Origin of the sequence: Mycolicibacterium boenickei (assembly GCF_010731295.1) — a bacterium.
GTDB lineage: Bacteria > Actinomycetota > Actinomycetes > Mycobacteriales > Mycobacteriaceae > Mycobacterium > Mycobacterium boenickei.
The window spans coordinates 3,907,211-3,926,719 of the sequence record NZ_AP022579.1; the positions used below are offsets into that span (position 1 = coordinate 3,907,211).

Annotated in this window: 14 protein-coding genes; 4 read left to right on the top strand and 10 right to left on the bottom strand. The window is 66.8% G+C overall.

Annotated elements, in window-relative coordinates; genetic code table 11:
- Positions 1 to 102: 102 nt before the first annotated feature.
- A complete protein-coding gene (locus G6N57_RS18495) occupies positions 103 to 1,230 on the bottom strand; it encodes a catalase family protein (protein ID WP_077741120.1) in 1,128 nt (375 codons plus the stop codon).
- Between the two features lie 17 nt (positions 1,231 to 1,247).
- Positions 1,248 to 3,095 (bottom strand): peroxidase family protein, encoded by a 1,848-nt coding sequence (locus G6N57_RS18500; protein WP_077741119.1) that lies wholly within the window; start codon positions 3,093 to 3,095, stop codon positions 1,248 to 1,250.
- Positions 3,096 to 3,383: 288 nt separating this feature from the next.
- Here G6N57_RS18500 and G6N57_RS18505 point away from each other — a divergent pair, with 288 nt between their 5' ends.
- Positions 3,384 to 4,769, top strand: a complete 1,386-nt coding sequence (locus G6N57_RS18505) for a hemopexin repeat-containing protein (RefSeq protein ID WP_077741118.1) — start codon at positions 3,384 to 3,386, stop codon at positions 4,767 to 4,769.
- A gap of 10 nt (positions 4,770 to 4,779) precedes the next feature.
- Positions 4,780 to 6,201, top strand: coding sequence for an aspartate aminotransferase family protein (locus tag G6N57_RS18510; protein ID WP_077741117.1), 1,422 nt, complete (start codon positions 4,780 to 4,782; stop codon positions 6,199 to 6,201).
- A gap of 18 nt (positions 6,202 to 6,219) precedes the next feature.
- Here the strand turns inward: G6N57_RS18510 and car are convergent, their stop codons facing one another.
- From car to G6N57_RS18540, 6 genes are all read right to left on the bottom strand, one after another.
- Positions 6,220 to 9,660: a carboxylic acid reductase gene (car, locus tag G6N57_RS18515; RefSeq protein WP_097925876.1), complete on the bottom strand. Its 3,441-nt coding sequence runs from the start codon at positions 9,658 to 9,660 to the stop codon at positions 6,220 to 6,222.
- Positions 9,612 to 9,998: a hypothetical protein gene (locus G6N57_RS18520; RefSeq protein WP_077741116.1), complete on the bottom strand. Its 387-nt coding sequence runs from the start codon at positions 9,996 to 9,998 to the stop codon at positions 9,612 to 9,614. Before G6N57_RS18520 ends, car begins: the two co-directional genes overlap by 49 nt.
- Before the next feature lie 84 nt (positions 9,999 to 10,082).
- On the bottom strand, positions 10,083 to 10,247 hold the full coding sequence (locus tag G6N57_RS18525) for a hypothetical protein (protein WP_162563957.1): 165 nt from the start codon (positions 10,245 to 10,247) through the stop codon (positions 10,083 to 10,085).
- Between the two features lie 90 nt (positions 10,248 to 10,337).
- Positions 10,338 to 10,523, bottom strand: coding sequence for a hypothetical protein (locus G6N57_RS18530; RefSeq protein WP_133118308.1), 186 nt, complete (start codon positions 10,521 to 10,523; stop codon positions 10,338 to 10,340).
- Between the two features lie 5 nt (positions 10,524 to 10,528).
- Positions 10,529 to 12,598 (bottom strand): PatA/PatG family cyanobactin maturation protease, encoded by a 2,070-nt coding sequence (locus G6N57_RS18535; RefSeq protein ID WP_077741115.1) that lies wholly within the window; start codon positions 12,596 to 12,598, stop codon positions 10,529 to 10,531.
- Positions 12,599 to 12,891: 293 nt separating this feature from the next.
- The gene (locus G6N57_RS18540) at positions 12,892 to 13,644 is read right to left on the bottom strand and encodes a response regulator transcription factor (protein ID WP_077741114.1); all 753 of its coding nucleotides are present in this window, start codon (positions 13,642 to 13,644) and stop codon (positions 12,892 to 12,894) included.
- Between the two features lie 403 nt (positions 13,645 to 14,047).
- On the opposite strand from G6N57_RS18540, the gene G6N57_RS18545 reads away from it, so the two are divergent.
- Entirely contained in the window at positions 14,048 to 15,931 is a 1,884-nt protein-coding gene (locus G6N57_RS18545) for a S8 family peptidase (protein ID WP_097925877.1), read from the top strand.
- Positions 15,932 to 15,952: 21 nt separating this feature from the next.
- On the top strand, positions 15,953 to 17,296 hold the full coding sequence (locus G6N57_RS18550; protein WP_077741113.1) for an alpha/beta fold hydrolase: 1,344 nt from the start codon (positions 15,953 to 15,955) through the stop codon (positions 17,294 to 17,296).
- 23 nt (positions 17,297 to 17,319) lie between these two features.
- Here the strand turns inward: G6N57_RS18550 and G6N57_RS18555 are convergent, their stop codons facing one another.
- Both G6N57_RS18555 and G6N57_RS18560 read right to left on the bottom strand, forming a co-directional pair.
- On the bottom strand, positions 17,320 to 18,510 hold the full coding sequence (locus tag G6N57_RS18555; protein WP_077741112.1) for a cytochrome P450: 1,191 nt from the start codon (positions 18,508 to 18,510) through the stop codon (positions 17,320 to 17,322).
- A gap of 40 nt (positions 18,511 to 18,550) precedes the next feature.
- A complete protein-coding gene (locus G6N57_RS18560) occupies positions 18,551 to 19,501 on the bottom strand; it encodes an amidohydrolase family protein (protein ID WP_077741111.1) in 951 nt (316 codons plus the stop codon).
- Between the last annotated feature and the right edge of the window lie 8 nt (positions 19,502 to 19,509).

Below are 19,509 nucleotides of genomic sequence, written 5' to 3' on the forward strand. Positions count from 1 at the left end.
AGCGGGCCCGGAACGCTGCCGAACAAAGGGTCGACGGAGCGGTGGGTGTCGGCGGTGGCAGCGAATGTTCTTCCCATTGCAAGTATTTCCTGTTCGCTGGCGTTAATCCGGAAGCTCGGAGATGTCGGCGGGCTCGTGCCGGTCGATGTGGTTCATCTTGTGCCGGAAGTCGCTCGACGCCTCGTACACCTTGAGCTTCAGCCGGTTGATGGACCCCAGTGGGCGGTGGGCCTGGAGACCGCGCCACGAGTTGAACGACAACACGTCGTCGCCGTAGGCGCGGCGCAGGGCGCTGTACGGGTTCTGTCGGGGGAATACCACTTTGGCGACCGGCAGGTACGGGGAATCCCAGTGCTTCGTGGCGTCCTCGATCGGCATCTTCTCCGTATCGAGGCACAGTTGCACGCTGAATGTGTACTCGGCGGAGTTCTTTTCGAAGAACGCCATGATCAGGTCACGGTGCTCGTCCTGACCCGGATTGCGCGGAAGCGTTTGATCGGCAAGCGCTTTCACCTCGGGTGAGGTGGGCTCGTACTTGAAGCGCGCCACGTAGTCGCCGTACCGGATCGGGGCGGAGGAGAAGAACGTCTCGCCGAGGATAGGACGGTTGGGGGCGACGAACACCGCCAGATTCGGCGGTATCGGCAGGCCGATCTTCTTGAGCGCGCCGATCAATTCGCTCCCGGCCCACAGCGCGCGGTCGGACAACCGGGCCAGCAGGGTGGCGCTCAGCATCCCCAGCGTCCGGTACGCGTGGGCGTCGGCGAACAGGAATTCCTCATGGGTGACGAGCACGAAGTCCTGCGTGACATTCTGTTGGTCCTGCGGGTCATTCATGGCCCGCTCACCGTGTACGCCGATGGCCTTGATGCCGAGTCCGCGCACACCGCGGTTCCTGTCGCTGCGCAGCACCCCCGAAGTGGTCGAGATGCGGGCGATCACCGGGTAGCTGCGCTCGGCGGCGAACATTCCCTGGGCGAGCACCTCGGGCAGGTCCGGGTTGACGATGAGCTCACCGCGCAGAATGGCGTGGCTCTTGGCATGTGCGTCACGCAGGCCGTGCTTGAACTTCTTGTAGGCCCGCTCGTTGTTCTTGTGCAGAGACTCGACGATCTTCTCGATGTCCTCGGCCTCGTCGGCCTTTGGCTGTTCGAGACCGTCGCGGTAGCGAACCGGATCGAGACTTTCCGCTATGCGACGTACGTCGGCGGCGGCCATGGCTTCGGTCATACGGATGCCTTTCTGATTCAGCGGGGGGCTGCGACGTTCCAGGGGGCGAATGGGTTGGCGACGCCGGCCAAGGCCGGGGACAGTTCCGGAAAGTGGCGCAACAACACCGAGCGCATGTCGTTGTCCCGCACCCACTTCATGCCGGCGACGGTGTAGGTCTCCTCGCGGAAGTCGGTGGTGAAGAAGCGGTCGCTCTCCAGTCGACGGGTGGCCATGAGGATGAACACCCGGAATGCGGTGTCGCTGAAGCCGAATCCGGGCGGTTTGGGTTCGGCGTAGAGGCCGATCATCAGGTCGACGAGGTCCACATCGTCGTCGTAGACCTCGCGAAGCTCGGCGGCCAACTCCGTCTCACCCGTCAGTTCCTCGAAGGTCTTCACCGGCTTGAGCCGGAACAACTCGCGGAACTGGTTGTAGCGCGGCACACCTCGCTCCCGGGACCGGATCAGGTCGATCGTGGCCAGATCCATCAGGGTGCCGTCTACGCGGTGCATGTGCTGCAGATGTCGCGGAAAGTTGTGCAGCGACAACGCCCCTGGATGGGAGCGACCGAAGGAGTAGAGCAGGTCGGCCATCGGGTTCTCGGACAGCCGGGCCCGAACTTCGAGCACCGACAACTCGGGAAGCTCGTGCTGCGCGGTGATGTGGTCGTCGGCCAGGGATCGGAAGGTGAACTCGTCGGGGATCAGCGGGTGCATCCGGTACACCGCCACAAACTCCTCGGTCAACGAATACGGCACCCCGTGGTGGGTGGTGGGCGACCCGGGAATGCCGTGCAGCAGCGGGCTGGTGCTGATCCGACCGAAGCGCTGGCGGAACCGGGGGCCCAGCCGTTCTCCGAGGAGCCCGAACCAGTTGATGCGCATGGCGGTCACCGTCGTCGGATGGGCGATGATGGCCGGCGTCCAGTCCACGGTGTGAATCTTGGCCATCAGCGCGGAATTGACCAGGCGGGCCTTGTCATAGAGCTGTTGGCCGGTCAGATGGGGGTAGGTCTGGGCCAGGCGGTCGCAGATGGCGTTGTGCTCGCGCATGAACAGTGAGTGCAGCAGCGCCAGGCCCACCCAGAAGTTTCCCGCGGTGCCGGTGAGGTCGGCGGTCGCTTCGACCTCGGGCGGCGGCAGGCCCACGTCGTCGATACGCAGCTTGCCCCGCTCCGGTGCACGCAGTGCACTGGCGAATGCCGGTGTGGTCCCATAGATCTGGGAGGCGTCCCACCAATGCGACTCTTGCGTGACGTAGGTGGGCGGTCCGGCGGGACTGGGGTCGGGATCGGGCGGGGTGCGCTCGACGCGCATCGGCCGTTCGGGCCACGGGTCGTCGTCGCGCAGCGGCACCACCCAGGGCTGGGTGGTGACCGAGCCGTGGGCGAACCAGTCGTGCACCTCGAACTGGATCCACGCCGCGGCGAGCAGGTTGAGCGTGGTGGCGGGCTGAAAAGTGTCGCGGGTCAACAGGCTACGGCTGATCAGCCGCGGATTCGGGTCGAGCAGTTTCTTGGCGGATTCGGGATAGGAATGTTCGGGTGGGACGTTGCGTCCGAACCGGCACCCCACCGCACCCATTCTCGGATCGGCCAGATCGTTGTAGGACCCGTCACGGGTGCGGGCACTCAGATAGTTCCCGGGATCGACGGGCCCGCCCGGGATGATCGGGGCAGGATCGGCGGCGTACAGGTTCGATGTCCGCAGCTGGTGTCGTAATCCGATCAGCACCGCCAGGCCGATGATCTTGGGCAGGCGGGCCCAGCCGACCGACTGGTCGATGCACTGGGCCACCCGGGCCGCGAGGGTGACCGTCACCGACCGGGACCGAGACCAGGCCGCGGCGATGGTCTGCGGGGCCTGGCGCGCCGACGTCACCATGGTGTCCTCCGTGGCCGGTGGGGCGATCCGTGCACGACCGGATCGCGGTGTGTGATCGACACACAGGTCGATTGTTGTGCACAGCGGTGGAAAAGACATGAGTAGTTCGCTACTCGAACCGGTGCGGCGGGCACGTCCGGCCGCGCGGAGCCACCGGTGAGTTCCGGGGTGCCGCATACGTCAGGACCCCTCGAATACAGGTAGCGCTCCACTCGTGTGGCCACGCACCGGTGCGTCCTACGTTCGCCGGTATCACCGATCACGTCCGGAACCGAAGGAGGGACGACGATGACATTCATACCGTGCACGATCAAGGGGTTGCCTGCCGAAAAAGTGGTCGCCTCCGCGGAAGCGGCCGTTGAGGTCAATCCGGCGAACGCGCCCAACATCACCGGGCTGTCCGCGGACGACCTGCCGTCACGCGAGCACCTGGCGGTCATGACCAACAAGCGCTGGAATGCCGGTGGTGTCCGGCTCACCGTCGGGTTCCTCGATTCACCGCCTGCGGATCTGCAGAGGCGGATCCTGGCCCACATGAACGCCTGGGGAGCCTGGGCCAACGTCAGGTTCGTGGCCTCCGGCGTCAACCCCCAGGTGCGGATCGCGCGTGTTGCCGACGACGGCTACTGGTCGTACCTCGGCACCGACATCCTGCTCGCCGCGGCGGATGAGCCGACCATGAACCTCGAGGGCTTCACGATGAACACGCCCGAATCGGAGTTTCACCGGGTGGTGCGGCACGAGACGGGCCACACCCTCGGCTTCCCACATGAGCACCGGCGCAAGGCGATTGTCGACCGGATCGACCAGGAAAAGGCCATCACCCTCTTCATGGCGACCCAGGGATGGTCGCGTGAAGAGGTCATCGAGCAGGTGCTGACGCCGTTCGACGTCTCTGCGCTGACCGCCACCAACGAGACCGACGAGAACTCGATCATGTGTTACGACCTGCCCGGTTCGATCATGACCGATGGGATTGCCGTGCCGGGTGGAACCGACATCGACAACCTCGACGCTCAGTTCGCGGCCAGCCTGTACCCGGGCCCGGTCTCCCCGAGTTCGGTGTGGCCGAACGGCAAGTTGTACTTCTTCAACGGGTCGCAGTATGCGCGGTTCGACGACGCGGCCGGCAAGACCGACCCCGGGTACCCGCTGCCGATCGCCGGATTCTGGACCGGGTTCCCGGCCGACTTCGCCGACGGCATCGACGCCGACGTGCTGTGGACCAACGGCAAGGCGTACTTCTTCAAGGGCAGCCGGTACCTCCGGTTCGATCTTCCGACCGACAAGGTGGATCCCGGCTATCCGATGGACATCTCGGCGAGTTGGCCGGGGGTGTGGCCGGATGGGTTCGACGCGGTCGTGGTGTGGCCGAACAGCAAGGCGTACTTCTTCAAAGGCTCCGAGTACCTGCGCTATGACATCGCCACCGATCAGGTCGATGCGGGCTATCCCAAGCCGATCAAGGGCAACTGGGCGCCCAACCTGCCCGCCGAATATGAGAGCGGCGTCGATCACGTGGTGATCAGGAACAACCGCAAGGCCTACTTCTTCAAGGGGTCGCAGTACATCCGGTACGACATCGCAACCTCGCGGGTGGACAACGGGTATCCGAAGCAGGTGGCCGGCAACTGGCCCGGGCTGTGGGCCGACGGGGTCGGCCGGCCGGACTAGCGGGCGCCCGATGAACGTGACGATGGGCACCGTGAATTCGCAGGTGCCCTTCACCACTCGGGCGCTCATGCTCGATCCGGCGGGGCTCAACCGGCGACTGCGAGAGCTCGACTGCATCGGCGACCTGACCCGGCGGCAGCCGAAAACCGTTGCCGCCGTGTCCCGCCGGGCTCGGATCGGAGTGCACAACCACTACGTCGACGGCATGCCTCGGCTGCTGCCCATGATGGTGGCGTGGGCACGCGGCGCGCACGTGGCCGACCTCGACGGCAACGAGTACATCGACCTCGACAACGGACGCGGGGCCAATATTCTCGGCCACGCACCCGCGGTGGTGACCGACGCACTGCGAACCGCCCTCGACGACGGCCTGTCGTTCGCGGCCGGGCACGAGACCGAGACCGCCCTGATGAGCCTGCTGCTGACCGCGGTGGGGTGGGCCGAAGGCGGATTCTTCAGCAGTTCGGGCACCGAAGCGACCATGCATGCGCTCAAACTGGCCCGCGCCCACACCCGGCGGCCGTTGATCGGGATGTTCGACCAGTGCTATCACGGCCACCACAACGATGTTCTGGCCGCGCGGTTACCCGACGGGACGGTGACGGGGTCGATGCCCGGCGTCCCGCCGCCGGCGGCATCGTCGACGGTCGTGCTGCCGTATGACCGAAGCGCGTTCGAGGTGATAGAGGCGCGGGCAGCCGAACTCGCGTGCGTCATCGTCGAGCCGATCCGCTCGAGCTGGCCCCTGTTGGACCGTGAGTTCCTGCTCGGATTACGTGAGGTGACATCGCAACACGGTGTCCTGCTGGTGTTCGACGAAGTGCTGACCGGCTTCCGGTTCCGGTTCGGCGGCGCCCTCGATGCCCTTGGCGTGACGCCGGACCTGGCCAGCTTCGGCAAGATCATCGGCGGCGGTCTGCCGATCGGAGCCACCGTGGGGCGCGCCGACATCATCGAGATGGGTGTCACCACGGGGGAACACCTCCGCGACATGCAGAGCCGCACCCGGGTTCTCGGGACCTTCTGCGGCAACATCCTGTCCTGCACGGCCGGCCTGGCCCAGCTGGCCCATCTGCGTGACCACGGCGAGGCCGTGTACGAGACCACCCGGGCTGCGGCCGATCGATTCGCCGGGCATCTGCAACGCCTTCGCGAGGAGGCAGGATACCCGATCGCGGTGCGGCGGTACGAGTCTCTGGTCCGACCGCTGTTCGGCACCATGGGTGCCGAGGATTTTGTCGACCTGGTGCACCCGCAGCGCTACGCACTGGCCGAATACCTGTGGACCTATTACCTTCGCGCCGCCGGGGTGCACCTTCCCGAGTTCCTGTACCCGTTGTTCACCGCCGCGCATGACACCGAGGTGATGGACGCGGTCTGCGAGGCGATCACTGCGTCCGTTGCGGGCCTGCGGCGCGACGGTCTGTTCTGACCGGCGAAACCCTTTGCCTCACAGGAGGCCACGGCGACGCAATGCGGGCAGGTAGCCGTGGACGAGATCGGGTGTCAGGTGGGGGATGGCGAGCGGAACGCCGGTCGCCAGCAGACCGTCACGGAATCGCCGTGCCGGGAAGGCCGAACCCGCAACCGCTTCGGCGGGCTCGGCGAACGCCGCCATGAGCGGGAGCAGGCAGTGCCGCCGTTGCCGCGGCGGCAGCCCCCGCATCGCGGTCTCGAACCGCGCTACCCACTCTCGACGCGATTCGATGCGCGTGACCGGGTACCCGGCCGCGGTCAACCAGTCCACGACGACGTCGAGTGAGATGGCATCGTCGTGGTCGTTGACCACGTTGTAGGTCGCGAATCCGCCGTCCGGCTCGGGTCCGGCGGCCAGTTCCACGATCGCCGCGGCGACGAAATCGACGGGCAGTCCGTCGTAGTGGGGGCGGTCGGCCGGCTGCCGGTAGAACGACTGCGGCGCGATCCCGGTTGCGGCCAGGCTCAGCAGCAGCCGGGTGAACACATCGCCCACGTTGACATGGTCACTGAATCGGCTGTGCGCCAGGATCATCCCGGGGCGGAACACCTGCACGGTGAGTCCGTAGGTGTCATGCGCCTGGCGCAGTAGTACCTCCCCGGCCCACTTGCTGATCACATAGCCGTTCGCGGGTGCGGCGGTGCGGGTGCGGGCCGGGCACCCGACCCTGACGTCGGCATCCTCGGGCAGCGGCCGACCGTCGTCGGTGGTGCCCGCAGCCGCGGTGGATACAAAGGCGAATCGCTTCGGCTTGCCGGTGATCGCCAGCCGGATCAGCCCGGCGGTGCCGACGACGTTGGGGCCGAACAGTTCCGGGTACGGCAGCAGATGGTTGACCAGGGCCCCGGCGTGCACGATCAGGTCGACCGTTGCCGCCAGGCGAGACCAGGTGGCACCGTCCAGGCCGAGTTGCTCGTCGGCGAGATCACCCGCGAGGACCTCCAAGCGGGATTCCGTGGGCCTGCCGACCTCGGCCCCCAGTCGATGCCGGGCGTCGGCGTTGCCGGCCCCGCGGATCAGGCAGATCACCCTGCCTCCGGTGGGTGCCAGCCGGCGCAGCCACTGCGTGCAGAGTGGCTGTCCGAGAAAGCCGTTGGCTCCGGTCAGCAGCACCGTCCGGGGCGGGTCGCCATTCGGGGTCGCATGCCGGTCCCGGGTGCTGGTGCGCGTGCGCTGCCCGATGAACCGGTCCAGGGCCAGATCACGGGCGTGCACCAGGTCGGTGCCGGGGCCGGGAACGTCTGCGCGGGCCGGCCGGCCCGCGGTGCCTCGTCGCTCCTCGATCAGCGAGGCGATCCCGGTAAGGCTGCGGGTGGGATCGATGACGGCGGCGGCAGGCACCCGGACATCGAAAATCTCGGACAGCAGGGCCGCCAGCGTCAATGCCGCCAGGGAATCGGCGCCGGCGTCACTCAGGATCGTGTGGTCATCGATGCCGTCGATGCCCAGTGTCGCGGTGACGGCCCGGCGCACGGTAACCAATACCGGGCTGTCCGCGGCGTCCCGCCGAATCGTGGCGAGTTCTGTCGCCTGGCGGTCGAGGATGGCGGCATAGGCCCTTTCGAGCCGATCGCGGTAGTGGGCGTTCAGCGCCGGCCGTGCCGGCTTGCCGGTCGCGGTGAGCAGGCCGTTGTCGACGCTGAAGGGAAGGGCCTCGATCAGGATGTCGCGGGGTACCTCGTAGGGGCGTAATCCGTTGTCTCGGGCGATCGTCCGCAATGATGCGAGGATCGCTGCCTTGCCGGCGGCGGGCGGGCCGGGAATCTCCTCGGGCACCACGACGGCCAGGACGAACGCATGTCGGCTGCTGCCGTGTACGAAGATCTGCCGGACGTACGGGCTCGCGACGAACACCGATTCCAGATGGGAGAGCGCGACGAACTCTCCCTGGGACAGCTTGACCACATTGCTGCGGCGGTCGACGAAAGTCAGGTGATCCGGGCCGATCTCGGCCATGATGTCGCCGGTCCGGTAATAGCCGTCGGCGTCGAACGCCGTGTCCGTCGCGTCCGCGCGGTGGTAGTACCCGGGGCTGAGAATCTCGGATTTCACGAGTAGTTCCCCGCGCGGATGCGGCCGGTCGGTGCTGAAATAACCCAGTTCGGGAACATCGATCAGCTTGTAGTCGATCACCGGGGGCCGAACCACCCGGCCGTCGTTGAGGACGTTCCCGGTTTCGGTGGTGCCGTAGCCGATCGCGAGGTGGACGTGCAGACACGATTCGATGAAGGAGGCCAGCTCCGCCGACAGCGGTGCACTTCCGGAGGCCGCGAGCAGCAGCCGCCCGCCGAGGACGTTCTCGCGCAGGTCGGTCATCACCTGCTCGCGCACCGTTGCGGGATCTGAGCCCGGCGTCGAGCGTCGGCGGCATTCGCGTTGGTATCTGCGGTAGATGAGCTCGGACACCCGGGGGACCAGCGGCAGCACCGTGGGGCGGACCCGTGCGATGTCGTCGAACAAGGTCGACATGTCCGGTGCGCCGGCGAAGTACGCGGTGCCGCCACTGGCCAGCGTGGTGAGGACCAGCGCCTTGCCGCCGTAATGGCTCATCGGCATGTAGTTGTAGGAAATCACCGGTATGGCAACAGAATTGCGCCAGGTGCCGGCCACCATGCGTTCGGTGTACATCGCTGCCTTGGGTTGCCCGGTGCTACCCGAGGTGTAGGACAGTCCGACGAGCCGGTCCGGGTCGGCGGGCGGCAGCGGAGGTTGCGGCCATGGTGCGTCTGAGAGTCGCAGGCCGCGTCCGATGACCTCGTCGAGGCTTTCGATCAGCGCGGGGTGCCGGGCCTTGGCCATCCGCAGGCGGGCCTTCCCGAAAGCGGCCCGTGCCACGCCGACGTCGGGTTGCTCGTCAAGGACGATGAGACGGCGCAGCCCCGGCGCGGTGCAGGCGGCCTCGACCGCGTCGGGCAGGTGATCGGCGCCGACGGCGAGTACCGACGCGCGGGTTTCGGCCAGCACCCGAGCCAGCTGCCCCGGCTGGGCACCGTACTGAACCGGGACCGTCACGGCGCCGGTCAGTGCGCAGGCCAGGTCGAGCGTCAGGTAGTCGGTGCCGGCGAACCCCGACGTACAGACGAATTCTCCGGCTGCGATCGGGAAGCTTTGGTGGGTGCGCCAATCCGTGGCGATCGCGTTGATGCGCTGCCAGAGATCGCGATAGCTGATCGTCTGCAGCACCGACCCGGTGCACCGGCCGAGGGCCGGCCGGTCCGCGTAGCCGGCCATGACGGTGGCGATGATGCCGGCCAGTCCGAGACTGCCCTGCCGGACCGCGGCGGTCACCTCGGGCAGCGGAACGGCACCACGAAATTGCCGGTCGGCGGCGTACAGTTCCGCCGCGCGCCCGGCCATTTCCGCCGTCAGGTCCGGGTGCAGCGCGCTGCCGCGTACGGTGCCAGGGTCGGGCATATCGCAACGCCGAACGGTGCAGACAGGGCGAAGGGTGCCGGATCGGCCGGATCGGGGCCGAACAGACCGAACCGCGAGAACCGGGCGATCTTCGTGACACCGTCGTCGTCGAATTTCTGGTCCGGTCCCGGTGTCAACCGCAGTTGGTACAGACTGCGCCGGTCCACCGCGCCCTGCACCGGGAGGAAAGGCCGATCCGGCGGTCGCTGGACGTACCGGATCACCCGGGGCGGCAGTTGTTCGGTGGTCGGCCTGATCAACGCGGTGGGTCTGTCCCGGACGATCGGTGCCTGTTGCATGCTGAGCGAGAACGCCCGGATGCTGGGGGATTCGGTCATGGGTCACTCCGTCTGTCAGAGATGGTCAACGGGGGAGTGCGGCGCATCGGCGACATCGTGTCAGCCGATGCGCCGCAACAGGTTTCAGAGCAGGCCGCCCAGGATTCCGATTCCGGTGGTGGCGACTTGCTCCCACGGGAAGTCGAATGACGCTCCGACGCCCGCTTGGTTGGTGAATGCCGCGGCCCCTGCCGGCGTGCGATCGATCGGCGTAGCCTGGGGCGGCAGCATTTCATTTGCTGTACTCATGGATTTCTCCTCGTTTGTTGTGTGTTGAACTGACTGAAAACCTGATCTGCTGATTGATTCTCGATTCGCTCCTTTCAGGGGTGAACGCGGTCAGTACTTGATCCCCTTCGATGCGTAACACATCGAACGAGCCAGTCCGGGAAGGTCTCCGCAGCTGACCGAGGCCTGTACCGAACCTGTCCCGATGCCTCCGCGGGCATCGTCATCCAGACGTGCGATGCCGGGCCGCTGTGGGGGCAGCGCGCAGGCCGCGGCGTGCCGATTTGGTGTATTCATGTTTGCTAACCTCCTGAAATCAGGTACTGATGGATGGGCGCCAGCTGCACCGGCCACGGATCGCTGACGTCGACGGTGGCCTGATAGACCACGCGGGCCCGGCGCTCGTTCTCGGGTGAGAAGAACGTGATCTTGACGTCCCAGCAGTCGCAGTCGAGCCGGCCGAACGGGCTCTTGACCGCGGTGATGCTCTCCAGCGAGTACAGGCTGGTCACGTCGCCGTCCACCAACTCGCCGGCAAGCAGGCCCTTGGCCATCACGTCCGAGAAGATGAAGGCGTTGGTGGCCGTGTAGTTGATCGCCCGATCTGCCGACGACGAGCCGAGGTTACGCAGCTCGTAGTACACCTTGTCGAGCATCTGGCGCAGCTTGAGTTCGGTGCGGGATTCCGCCTTGGACCGGTCGATACCGAGTTGAGTGGTCAGCTTGTCGAAGTCGATCGCGCCAAGCACCGCCTTGACGAGGTTGTTCTCGTTCCAGGTGTACAGCCCTCGGCGTTGCACCACGATCACCGGAAGGCGTTGTCCGGCGAACGTCGTCACGGTGCGGTTGGTGAGGACACCGGGAAGCGATACCCGCGAGACGAAGTCGTCGTCCTCGGCCGGAAGCACCTGGCAGCGCAGCGCATAGCGCAGCATCTCGTAGACGGCCTCGTGGTAGGTGACCTCGGCCTCGATCGCATAGATCGGAGTGAGGTTCAGATTCATCGTCCAGATGAGCTTGGTCGACTCCCATGGGTGTTTGTCGAGATAGTTGGCGAGCTGGACCGCGTCGTACGGGTTCGGTTCGGTGACTATCGGTGTCTCGTCGGAGCTCTCGGCCATCGGCATGAGTTGGCGGAAGCCGTCGCGGCGGGCCTCGGTGCCGAAGTCGAACCCGATGTTGCCCAGTGCGAACACATTTGACACCGGCATCGGATGTGCTGACTGGGGCGGGGTCGGTGCCTCGTGCGCGGCCGACGCCGTGGTGGCCGCCTGGGCTGCCGTGGTGCCGCATGAGCACGGGGCGCCGCCGCACGACGGTGCCACTCCTGTCGGCGCCGCGACGGCGTCGGGCGGTGCCGGCGGAGGCCCGGGGTTCATCAGCCCGGGATCGGGGGGTGTCGCGTCGACTCCTGAACTCGCGACGTGGGGGATCTGTGTTGCAGCCATCTCGGTCACTTTGTCTCCTTGTGTGATCAGCGCATGCGCGCCGCGAACGTTGAGAATTCCCGCCAGACAGCGGGGGTCTGAATCCCGGGCGCAGGCCAGCGCACTGGCGATCACCGCCCGGCGCACCTCGGCAATGTCGGCCGCACGGCCTCGCCGCCGCTGCGCGGAGAGCAGCAGCGCCGCGAGTGCGGTCACGATGGGGGTGGCGAAACTGGAGCCGGTGAGCTCGGCGATCGCGCCGCCCGGTATGGCGCCGGGAATCGACTCGCCCGGCGCCAATACCCCGTTCAGCGCATACCGATCGCCGAAGTTGCTCGACGGCAAGGCGGTTCCGTCGCGGCCGAGTGCGCCGACGGCCAGGACGGTGGGCAGGGCCGCAGGCGCATGCAGGCAGTCACACCCGTCATTGCCCGCCGCGGCGACGACCAGCACGCCATTGCGTTCGCATGCCTCGATGGTGCGGGCCAGCAAGGGGTCCGCCTCACCGCGCTCGACGAGTTCGCCTCCGCTGATGTTGATCACGTCCGCCCCGCTCAGCATCGCCCGTTCGATCGCCCGGGCGAGATCGAGCTGCGAGAGGTGACCAGTGCTGTCCTGGAAGATCGGGACCACCACTCCGCGACAGCCGGCAGCCAGGCCCAGCGTTCCGGTGCCCGGCCTGCCGAGCACGATGCTGGCCACGTGTGTGCCGTGGCCGGACATCGCGCCGGTACCCGCCTCGTCGAGGACGAGCGAATCCGCGCGGGTGATTCGGGCGTCGGCGAAGCATGGATGGGTCAGGTCGACCGGTCCGTCCAGGATCGCGATGCATACCTCGGGGTCGGGAACCACCTTGTCCCGCAGTGCCGTCAGCTCACCGAGGATGAAGTCGGTGTCGGCCGCCCGCACTGTCTGCGGTGGCTCGGTAGCCTGCACCTGTTTCATGGCGCAATCGTGCGCGGCAGGCGCATGGTCCCACAATTGGCCGTCGGGTGGATTTCGAGGGTGCTCCCTATGGGGGTGGCGAATGTACCGACAGGCCAACGCGGCCTATATCTTTCGGGCGATTTATGGTCGCTCGCATTGACATTGCCGACCGCGCGGCAGTAGCACGAATGGCATGGCATCGAAGCGGAGCAAGAGAAGCATCGAGCAGATGCGTCAGGATCTGTTCGTGGTCAAAGAGCGTCAGGACGGGCTGCGGGCCGAGCACCGCAGGCTCATCCGCGACCTCGACCTCAACTCGGGTGGCGAGTCGGCCATCCTTCGAGAGCAGCGCCGGTGGAACACCAGCCCGCCTCCGCTGCGCCCATATGTCCGGCCGGCACCGGCGCAGACTCCCTGATCCTCGGCTCGGCCGCGCCGTGGCCGAGCTTGCGGGCCACATAGGCCCGGCGCCGTACGCCGAGTTTGCAGATCACGTTGTGGACATGGCTTTTCACGGTGCCGGGGGAGATGTGCAGGTGGTCGGCGATCTCCTTGTTGGTCAGTCCGTGGGCCAACAGCCAGGCCACTTCCTGTTCCCGCTCGGTGAGGCAGTGACCCTGCCCGCCGGCGCGCCTGCCGCCGTTGGCCTCGATACCGCGAAGCAGCGCGCCCGAGATCTCATCGGAGCAGTGCGCCGCGCCCCGGGACACATTGATCAGCGCGTTGCCGAGTTGATCGACGGAGGCGTTGCGTCCCACCAGCCCTGCGGCGCCGGCGCTGGCCCAGGCCATCGCCTGACCGGGATCGTCATCCAGGGCGACCGCGATCAGTTTCCGGGGCGGATCGGAGCGGCGCAGCGCCGGCGCGGACTCCAGCGCCAGGCGGGTGCTGACCTCGATCACGACGATGTCGACGGGTAGGTCGATTCTGGCCAGGTCGCCCAGGGCGGCGGTGGCATCGGTGGCGGTGCCCACCAGTTCGAAGCCCGGGATGCGCAGAATCCACTCGGAAAGCAGCTCGGTCCAGGCCCTGACCGCGACGATGACAAAGACGTGGTGTCGCATGATGAGTTCCGGGTCAGGTCCGCCCGTACGGCAGGAAGATCGGGGCCACTTGAAAATTCGACTCAAGCGTGTTCATGACACTTCCCTACTGATACGGGCAACCAATGTGTCAACCGATGTTAGGGAAGCCGCCCACCCGCGGTATCGAGTAATCGACTACGCGAGTTTTCCCGTGAGCGGCCGCGACGGGACCGAGGCGCGTAGGCCGTGGGCGCGCACCGTCTCGGTTGGCCGCTGGGGGAAGGGAGGCCACGGGGTAATCGGGTAGTCGGCTACTCGTGCCACCCGGGGCGGCTCGAGTCAGGATCGTCAGCATGCCGATTCGGCCCACCGTCGCCGCCGCAATGCCCGATCCTGTGTTCAGTGGGTTCTATAGGGTCGAGCACGGTTCCGAGGTGTTGCGGTGAGTCCTTCCGACAGTGAGATCTGGACCGACCGGGTGCAGTGCGCCCTGGCCGACTTGGCGGCCGGGCAGATCGACGCCAGTCCGCAGAAGCTTCTGGAGGCGGTCGCGGCCCGGTTCGCATCGCGGTTCGACTCCGAGGATCGGCTCGGCGTGGACGGTACGCCCAAGTGGCACCGCAGTGTCGACGACGCCGTCGGTGAGCTGGTGCGCCGAAAGCAGGCGACCCGGCGCAGACCCGCGAAGAAGGCCGGAGCCGTTGCGCCGCAGCCGATCGTGCGGTTGACCGCCGCGGGTCAGGCTGCCGCCGAGCAGGCGTGTGACCGAGCGATGGCGCCACCGGAGCCGATCCGGACGGTGGCGCCGGTGACACCCGAGCAGCCTCCACACCGCGACCTGCTGGTGGCGGGCGTGATCACTCCGCCGCTGCGGGAGAGGTTCGTGGTGGCTCCCGGCGAGGACCCCGAGCGGGTTCGGGAAACGTTGTGGCCGATCATGATCGAACTGAATCTGCGCTTCGCCGCGGGTGTCGCGGCAGCCGTGGAGCGCGTGCATGAGCTGTGGCGCCTGGTGGGGGGCAGCGGGGAACCGGTCGAGGTGGCCGACCAGTTCATGGCCGGTGAGCTGACGACCAGGCAGATCGAGGGCATTGTCTCGGCGGACTCGGTGCCACAGCAGTGGCCCGAGCGCGCCATCTACCGGATCTGGCCGGACTTCGATGCCCACCCCCAGATCGACGCGTCGGCGAACACCGTCAAGGTACTTCCGGCGCAACGGACGTTCGGCTGCTACGGGTCGGGAATCGTCTGGGCGGTCGTCGATTCCGGGATCGACGAAACCCACGCGCATTTCAAGAGCAGGGCCACCGTGGACGATCCGACGGTGCACGAGCTACACCGGGATTTCACGATCCCGGGCGGTGACAAGGCGTTCGCGCCGAGCGCGCTGCAGGATGGCGACGGGCACGGCTCGCACGTGGCGGGGATCATCGCCGGCGGGCTGCCCGAGGGGTTCGCCGACGAGGTGTATGTGGCCGAGAAGCGCTTCAACGTCGGCGCCCCGGAGGGAGACATCCCCATCTTGCAGAAGCGGGTGGTCAGCGATCCCAGCCGGCTGGCCGGGATGGCGCCGGAGGCAAAGCTGGTCAGCCTCAAGGTGCTCGGGCCCGGTGAGAAGGCTTCCCGGGTGAGCCGGGTGATGCGGGCCCTGGCCTATGTCCGTGAGGTCAACGCGGCGAGCGAGCGGATGCCCCGCATCCACGGTGTGAACCTCAGCCTGGGATATGAGTTCGCGGCGGAGTGGTTCGCCTGCGGACAGAGCCCGTTGTGCATCGAGGTCGACAAGACCGTGCGGTCGGGGGTGGTCGTGGTCGCCGCGGCAGGCAACAGCGGATATGTCTCGCTCAACCCGCTGTTCACCACCGATGTCACGAAGTTCAGTGCGGACATGACGATCAACGATCCCGGCAACGCCGAGCGGGCCATCACCGTGGGATCGACGCACCGCGACGCCCCCCATACCGCTGGGGTTTCCTATTTCTCGTCCAAAGGACCCACCGGCGACGGCAGGCGGAAACCCGATCTGCTGGCTCCCGGTGAACGCATCACCTCGGTGGCGGCAGGCAAGTTCCGCAGCGATGTGCTGCGGCAGACCGATGCCCCGCAGCAGAGCGCGGCGATCTACATCGAGGCCACTGGGACGAGCATGGCCGCCCCGCATGCGTCCGGTGCGATCGCGGCATTTCTGTCGGTCCAGCGCGAGCTCATCGGCCAGCCCGACGAGATCAAGCGGGTGTTCACCGAATCGGCCACCTCGCTGGGCCGTGACCCGGCCTTTCAGGGCGGGGGCCTGCTGGACCTGATGCGTGCGTTGCAGTCCGTCTGAGTTCAGTCATGAGGAGGAACCATGATCGAGAGAATCAAGGGCAGGCCGTTGTGGCGGCTGGTGTTCGACGCCGACGGTGACGTCGACGACGCGACATTGACCGAACTGCGTGACGGGGTCGGCGCCGAGGGGCTCACCGATCTGGTGCTGTTCTCACACGGCTGGAACAACGACGAGGCCGCGGCGCAGTCGCTGTACGCCAGGTGGTTCGACCTGTTGGCAGACCAGCTCGACCCGGAGCGCAAGGTCGGATTCGTCGGCATCCGCTGGCCGTCGCAACTGTGGCGCGACGAACCGATCCCGAACTTCGACGATGCGCAGGCGGCGGACGGAGGTGGCGCCGCAGCACTGGGGGAGCGGGCGGGTACCGAGGCCGGGCCGGCCACCATCGATCCTGCCGAGCTGGCCGACCTGAAGGACATGTTCCCCGACGGCAGTGCACATCTGGACGCGATCGCCGAACTGCTGGAGCAGCCGCCGACCGCCGAGCGGGCGGGCACGTTGTTCGACGAGTTGCGGAAGTTCAATGCGGCCACCAAGACCGGATTCGACGACGGGGAGGAAGACAAGCCGGTGCGGGTGCCCGGCATGCTCGACGATCAGCGTGACCCCGTCGACGTGTTCAACCGGTTTGCCGACCGATTGGCCGATGCCGGAGTGCAGTTCGGCGGCGGGGGCGGTGAGGCAGGCCTCGGCGATCTGGGCAGCAAGCTCTGGCACGGCGCAAAAGAAGTCCTGCGGCAGCTCAGCTACTGGAAGATGAAGAACCGTGCCGGCGTCGTCGGGAAGAAGGGGCTCGGCCCGGCGATCGACAACCTGGCGGACGCTCACCCGGATCTGCGGATCCATCTGATCGGGCACAGCTTCGGTGCCCGGCTGGTGTCCTTCGCCCTCGACGGGATCGACGACCGCGACCCGTCACCGGTGAAATCGGTGACCCTGCTGCAGGGCGCGTTCTCGCGGTTCACCTTCACCAAGGGCCTGCCGTTCCGGGACGGCGACGGTGCTCTGGTCGGGCGGCTGGCACGCATCGACGGCCCGATGGCCGTCTGCTACTCCAGCCACGACCGGGCACTGGGGACGTTCTACCCCTTGGCGTCGCTGACCGCGGGGGAGGATGCCGCCGCGATCGAAGATCCGCTGGCCCGCTGGCGGGCGATGGGCGCGACGGGGGCATTCCGCAGCGAGACGCAGGTTCTGGACGATCCGGGGGTGCCGTATCCGTTCCAGCCCGGACAGATCCTGAACCTGGATTCGTCGGCGGTGGTGGCCAAGGACGACGGCCCGTCGGGCGCGCACAGCGACATCTTCCACAAGGAACTGTGCTGGGTTGCCGCGGCCGCGGGGAAGATGAACGCGGCTTGAGTCCGCTGTCCCGGTACTTGCGCCTATGCGGCAATCACCTTGAGAGGCAAGTGTTCGTGGCGGCGGATGATGTTGTTGACCGCCCATGTGGGCGTACCCGCTAGCTCTATCCGGTCCACGCGCTCGAGCAGCGCCCGCAACATCGCGGTCGTTTCCAAGCGCGCCAGGCCCTGTCCGGCGCAAGCGTGGGCACCGTGTCCGAAACCGACGTGACGGCCGGCGTCACGTCGGATGTCGAATACCGCCGGGTTGTCCCACTCGCGTTCGTCCCGGTTGGCGGAGGCATAGATCACCAGAACTCGCGCGCCCGAGGGGATTTGCACTCCAGCGATTTCAGTCTGCTGTGCCGTGCACCGCGCAAAGGCGCGCAGCGGTGGCTCGCAGCGAACGGTTTCATTGACGGCGTTTGGCAAGAGGTCGGGTTCGTCCTTGAGCAGTTGCCACTGGTCGGGGTGGTTGGCGAAGAGATTCAGCGCATTGGCGATAGCGCTCATGGTGGTATCGATCGACGGGGCGATGTAGTCGACGAGCAACGGTGGGCACTCGTGGTGCGCCAATTTGCCTTCGTCCGCGGCGGCGAGTAGCTCATCTGCCATGCTGCCCTCGATGACGTTGCGCTCGCGCACCACGCGCCGGGCGAACCGCAGCATGCGCATAGTTTTGGGCACCGCCTTGATCGCCTGCCAGTTGAGCGGACCGAGTACGTCGAATGTTGCTCCGGCCCAGGCAACCAAGTGATCGCGTTGATCGCGCGGCCACCCGATGAGGTCGGGCACGACCGCCAGCGGCAGCGCGGCCGCGAGGTCGTCGACGCCGTCGATATCGCGCTTGCCGAGCGCTGTCTCGACCACGCTACGGGCCGTGTCGTCGACGGTGTCGCTGATGGCCCGCAGAGCACGTGGCAGCATGCGGTGCGCGACGCGCTTGCGGCGTTGGTCGTGCTCGACACCGTCGCTGTTGAGCGTGGTGCCATACGACATTCGGTTGGTGATCGGATTGAGTGCCACACCCTGACCCGACAGAAAGGTCTTGTCGTCGCGTAGCACCGATTTGCACTCGGCGTAGCGCGGCACCGCATATGCCCGTTGTTTCGCCAGCCACACCACCGGACCGAGGTCGCGCATTCTCTGGTAGTGGGGGTAGGGGTCGGTGATGGCGTCGACCGAGTAGATGTCGGGTTCGTAGATGGGGAGGCCGGCGGGTGGGCGTCGCATTGAGAGTCCTCTCATGACGTTGGCGGTGGACGGTTGCTCACTATCGGTACTGAAGGAACTCTTGTGTGTTCGCGGATGTCACTGCCCGCCAGTCGGTGTCGGGGTCGGAGTCAAGGGCGGCGACCTGTTGGCCCACGGCAAACGCCGGTGTCCAGCAGTAGTCGCTGCCGTAAAGAATGCGATTGGACCCGACTACGTCCCGAAGCACTCCGGCCTGCGTCGGCAGTGGATGCCCGGCCGTGTCGAACCACATGCGCTGCAGTTGGGCAGCGGTAGTCAGAGGCCCTGGCGCATCGCCGTTGGGTGCCGGCCACAGGCTGCGGAAAAGCTCGATTCGTGCGGCAAGGAGCGGCAGCGCGGCACCGCAGTGCGGGATCAGGAAGCGAATGTGCGGATAGCGACTCATGACACTCGCGAAAATCAGGTCGGTGATGGTCCGCGTCGTCTCGAACATGAACTCGAGCATCGGAGCGGGCCGGCCCAGCGACGTGGCTTGCGCGTCCGGTGGCGACGTCGGATGGATGAAGACAATCGATTGCCGCTTGTCGAGGCATTCCCACAACGGGTCCAGCGATCCGTCACCGAGGTAGCGTCCGGCGCTGTTGCTCAGAAGTACGACACCCGCCGCCCCGAGAACATCCGTTGCGCGTATGGCTTCGCTGATGGCGGCATCCACGTCGGGCAGCGGAAGCGAGGCGAAGAAGGAGAAGCGCTCAGGATGCGCGGCGACCGTGCGGGCTGCGAAGTTGTTGACGTGCCGCGCCAGTGCGGGGGCTTCGGCTGTGCCGGCGAACGACACACCGGGAGAGGAGAGTGACAGCAGAGCGTGCCGAATTCCGTTGTCCTGCATCAGAGACAGGTGTTGTTCGACGCTCCAGGAGGGCCACCGAGGCATGCCGTCAGGATGTTCGATGCCTGCCGCGATCGCGGCGTCGACGTAGTCGTCGGTGAGGAAGTGCGCGTGGACGTCCACCAGGGGAGTGGATGACATGAGCGATC

Excerpts from the sequence above, each read along its gene's own strand:
- G6N57_RS18495 (WP_077741120.1), bottom strand. The coding sequence starts at position 1,230 with ATGACCGAAGCCATGGCCGCCGCCGACGTACGTCGCATAGCGGAAAGT.
- G6N57_RS18500 (WP_077741119.1), bottom strand. The coding sequence starts at position 3,095 with ATGGTGACGTCGGCGCGCCAGGCCCCGCAGACCATCGCCGCGGCCTGG.
- G6N57_RS18505 (WP_077741118.1), top strand. The coding sequence starts at position 3,384 with ATGACATTCATACCGTGCACGATCAAGGGGTTGCCTGCCGAAAAAGTG.
- G6N57_RS18510 (WP_077741117.1), top strand. The coding sequence starts at position 4,780 with ATGAACGTGACGATGGGCACCGTGAATTCGCAGGTGCCCTTCACCACT.
- car (WP_097925876.1), bottom strand. The coding sequence starts at position 9,660 with ATGCCCGACCCTGGCACCGTACGCGGCAGCGCGCTGCACCCGGACCTG.
- G6N57_RS18520 (WP_077741116.1), bottom strand. The coding sequence starts at position 9,998 with ATGACCGAATCCCCCAGCATCCGGGCGTTCTCGCTCAGCATGCAACAG.
- G6N57_RS18525 (WP_162563957.1), bottom strand. The coding sequence starts at position 10,247 with ATGAGTACAGCAAATGAAATGCTGCCGCCCCAGGCTACGCCGATCGAT.
- G6N57_RS18530 (WP_133118308.1), bottom strand. The coding sequence starts at position 10,523 with ATGAATACACCAAATCGGCACGCCGCGGCCTGCGCGCTGCCCCCACAG.
- G6N57_RS18535 (WP_077741115.1), bottom strand. The coding sequence starts at position 12,598 with ATGAAACAGGTGCAGGCTACCGAGCCACCGCAGACAGTGCGGGCGGCC.
- G6N57_RS18540 (WP_077741114.1), bottom strand. The coding sequence starts at position 13,644 with ATGCGACACCACGTCTTTGTCATCGTCGCGGTCAGGGCCTGGACCGAG.
- G6N57_RS18550 (WP_077741113.1), top strand. The coding sequence starts at position 15,953 with ATGATCGAGAGAATCAAGGGCAGGCCGTTGTGGCGGCTGGTGTTCGAC.
- G6N57_RS18555 (WP_077741112.1), bottom strand. The coding sequence starts at position 18,510 with ATGCGACGCCCACCCGCCGGCCTCCCCATCTACGAACCCGACATCTAC.
- G6N57_RS18560 (WP_077741111.1), bottom strand. The coding sequence starts at position 19,501 with ATGTCATCCACTCCCCTGGTGGACGTCCACGCGCACTTCCTCACCGAC.